Genomic DNA, 3,006 nt, shown 5'->3' on the forward strand with positions numbered 1-3,006 from the left:
ACACATTCAATGTTCTTTCTTGAGTCCGCTAAAACCCCTTGGGTGTTGTATGGTTAAGCCTCACGGGCAATTAGTACAGGTTAGCTCAATGCCTCGCAGCACTTACACACCCTGCCTATCTACGTCGTAGTCTTCAACAACCCTTTAGGACACTTAAAGTGTCAGGGATGACTCATCTTGAGGCTCGCTTCCCGCTTAGATGCTTTCAGCGGTTATCGATTCCGAACTTAGCTACCGGGCAATGCCACTGGCGTGACAACCCGAACACCAGAGGTTCGTCCACTCCGGTCCTCTCGTACTAGGAGCAGCCCCTCTCAATCATCCAACGCCCACGGCAGATAGGGACCGAACTGTCTCACGACGTTCTAAACCCAGCTCGCGTACCACTTTAAATGGCGAACAGCCATACCCTTGGGACCGACTTCAGCCCCAGGATGTGATGAGCCGACATCGAGGTGCCAAACACCGCCGTCGATATGAACTCTTGGGCGGTATCAGCCTGTTATCCCCGGAGTACCTTTTATCCGTTGAGCGATGGCCCTTCCATTCAGAACCACCGGATCACTATGACCTGCTTTCGCACCTGCTCGAATTGTCATTCTCGCAGTCAAGCGGGCTTATGCCATTGCACTAACCTCACGATGTCCGACCGTGATTAGCCCACCTTCGTGCTCCTCCGTTACTCTTTGGGAGGAGACCGCCCCAGTCAAACTACCCACCAGGCACTGTCCTCACCCCAGATAATGGGGCTAAGTTAGAACATCAAGCATACAAGGGTGGTATTTCAAGATTGCCTCCACACCATCTAGCGACGATGCTTCAAAGGCTCCCACCTATCCTACACATGTAGGGTCAATGTTCAGTGCCAAGCTGTAGTAAAGGTTCACGGGGTCTTTCCGTCTAGCCGCGGGTACACAGCATCTTCACTGCGATTTCAATTTCACTGAGTCTCGGGTGGAGACAGCGTGGCCATCATTACGCCATTCGTGCAGGTCGGAACTTACCCGACAAGGAATTTCGCTACCTTAGGACCGTTATAGTTACGGCCGCCGTTTACCGGGGCTTCGATCAAGAGCTTCTCCGAAGATAACCCCATCAATTAACCTTCCGGCACCGGGCAGGCGTCACACCGTATACGTCATCTTTCGATTTTGCACAGTGCTATGTTTTTAATAAACAGTTGCAGCCACCTGGTATCTGCGACTCCCGGCAGCTTAGAGAGCAAGTCTCATCACCGCTAGGAGCGTACCTTCTCCCGAAGTTACGGTACCATTTTGCCTAGTTCCTTCACCCGAGTTCTCTCAAGCGCCTTGGTATTCTCTACCCGACCACCTGTGTCGGTTTGGGGTACGATTCCTTATAACCTGAAGCTTAGAGGCTTTTCCCGGAAGCATGGCATCAATGACTTCACCACCGTAGTGGCTCGACATCGTGTCTCAGTGTATAGCGTCCCGGATTTGCCTAAGACACCCACCTACGCACTTGAACCTCGACAACCGTCGCGAGGCCCACCTAGCCTTCTCCGTCCCCCCATCGCAGTTATAAGCAGTACGGGAATATTAACCCGTTTCCCATCGACTACGCTTTTCAGCCTCGCCTTAGGGGTCGACTTACCCTGCCCCGATTAACGTTGGACAGGAACCCTTGGTCTTCCGGCGAGGGAGTTTTTCACTCCCTTTATCGTTACTCATGTCAGCATTCGCACTTCTGATACCTCCAGCAAACCTTACGATTCACCTTCAACGGCTTACAGAACGCTCCCCTACCCAATATGCATAAAGCACATTGCCGCAGCTTCGGTGTATCGCTTAGCCCCGTTACATCTTCCGCGCAGGCCGACTCGACCAGTGAGCTATTACGCTTTCTTTAAATGATGGCTGCTTCTAAGCCAACATCCTGGCTGTCTGAGCCTTCCCACATCGTTTCCCACTTAGCGATAACTTTGGGACCTTAGCTGGCGGTCTGGGTTGTTTCCCTCTTCACGACGGACGTTAGCACCCGCCGTGTGTCTCCCGGATAGTACTTACTGGTATTCGGAGTTTGCAAAGGGTTGGTAAGTCGGGATGACCCCCTAGCCTTAACAGTGCTCTACCCCCAGTAGTATTCGTCCGAGGCTCTACCTAAATAGATTTCGGGGAGAACCAGCTATCTCCGAGTTTGATTGGCCTTTCACCCCTAGCCACAAGTCATCCGCTAATTTTTCAACATTAGTCGGTTCGGTCCTCCAATTGATGTTACTCAATCTTCAACCTGCCCATGGCTAGATCACTCGGTTTCGGGTCTACTCCTAGCAACTACAACGCCCAGTTAAGACTCGGTTTCCCTACGGCTCCCCTATACGGTTAACCTTGCTACTAAAAGTAAGTCGCTGACCCATTATACAAAAGGTACGCAGTCACCCCATAAAAGAGGCTCCCACTGCTTGTACGTACACGGTTTCAGGTTCTATTTCACTCCCCTCACAGGGGTTCTTTTCGCCTTTCCCTCACGGTACTGGTTCACTATCGGTCAGTCAGGAGTATTTAGCCTTGGAGGATGGTCCCCCCATGTTCAGACAAGATAACACGTGTCCCGTCCTACTCGTTTTCACGATAAAAGCATTGTCGTGTACGGGGCTATCACCCTGTATCGCTCACCTTTCCAGATGATTCCACTAACACTTAAACCGCTTAAGGGCTAATCCGGGGTCGCTCGCCGCTACTGCCGGAATCTCAATTGATTTCTTTTCCTTCGGGTACTTAGATGTTTCAGTTCCCCGAGTTCGCCTCATACAGCTATGTATTCACTGCATGATACGTGCTTATGCACGTGGGTTTCCCCATTCGGAAATCCCAGATTCAAATGGCTGTTACTGCCTTATCTGGGCTTATCGCAAGTTACTACGTCCTTCATCGCCTCTGACTGCCAAGGCATCCACCGTGTACGCTTAGTCACTTAACCATACAACCCCAAGAGGTCTTTATGTATGGACAAACAACCAAGGTGTTCTCGTTAAAGAACAAGCTC

General features: G+C 51.2%; 1 rRNA gene. It reads right to left on the reverse strand.

What is annotated here, in order from left to right:
* Positions 1 to 49 precede the first annotated feature (49 nt).
* A 23S ribosomal RNA gene (locus tag BCT27_RS15700) occupies positions 50 to 2,940 on the reverse strand.
* Positions 2,941 to 3,006 lie beyond the last annotated feature (66 nt).

This window comes from Enterovibrio norvegicus (assembly GCF_002876705.1).
Classification (GTDB): Bacteria; Pseudomonadota; Gammaproteobacteria; order Enterobacterales; family Vibrionaceae; genus Enterovibrio; species Enterovibrio norvegicus_B.